The sequence below is a fragment of the Teichococcus deserti genome (genome assembly GCF_001982615.1).
In the GTDB taxonomy this organism is placed as follows: domain Bacteria; phylum Pseudomonadota; class Alphaproteobacteria; order Acetobacterales; family Acetobacteraceae; genus Pseudoroseomonas; species Pseudoroseomonas deserti.
On sequence record NZ_MLCO01000541.1, the window covers coordinates 1 to 738 of the forward strand.

Below are 738 nucleotides of genomic sequence, written 5' to 3' on the forward strand. Positions count from 1 at the left end.
ACCCGCACCCCCGCCCGCCGCGAGGCCAAGGAGGTCTTCGACGCCCTCGAGCAGGCCCGCGTCGAGGTGGTCGGCAGCCGCGCCATGCCCGGCGTCGCCGCCAACCTCTCTGCCCGCCTGGCCGAGACCTGCGAGGCCGAGGGCTACGACCGGATGACCCGCAAGGACCAGCTGCCGCTGCCGGCGGCGCTGTCCCTGCTGGCGCGCGAGCGCCTCTCCGGCGAGCCCGCCCCCGCCGCCGCCCACCGCATCCTCGACCTCTGGCGCGACACGCTGGGCGAGAAGGCGGAAGGGGCGCTGGACGAGATGGCCGCGGCCTCCGACGACCAGGACGGCTTCGCCCGCGCCGCCCGCAAGCTGCTCACCGCCCTCGACCTGGCGGAGGCCGAGGTGGAGGCCGAAGCCGAGGAGGACGAGGAAGGCGAGGAGGGGGCCGAAAGCTCCAGCGAGCAGCAGAGCTCGGCCGAGGGCGAGAGCCAGAGCGAGGAATCCGACCCGACGCTGGGCGCCCAGCCCGAGACCATGCAGGGCGAGGGCGCCGAGGAAGAGGGCGAGTCCGAGGAAGAGGAAGGTGTCGCCGCCGAAGGCGAGGACCGCCCGGGCGGCCCGCAGCAGCGCCGCGACACGCCGCCGGTCGACGATGCCAGCGTCTACCGCGCCTTCACCCGCAAGTTCGACGAGGAGGTCCTGGCCGAGGATCTCTGCGACGCCGAGGAGCTGTCCCGCCTGCGCCAGCAG

1 pseudogene is annotated in these 738 nt (G+C 74.9%); it reads left to right on the forward strand.

Going from position 1 to position 738, the window contains the following annotated elements:
* Positions 1 to 738 (forward strand): annotated as a pseudogene (locus BKE38_RS29885) (cobaltochelatase subunit CobT); the annotation flags it as partial.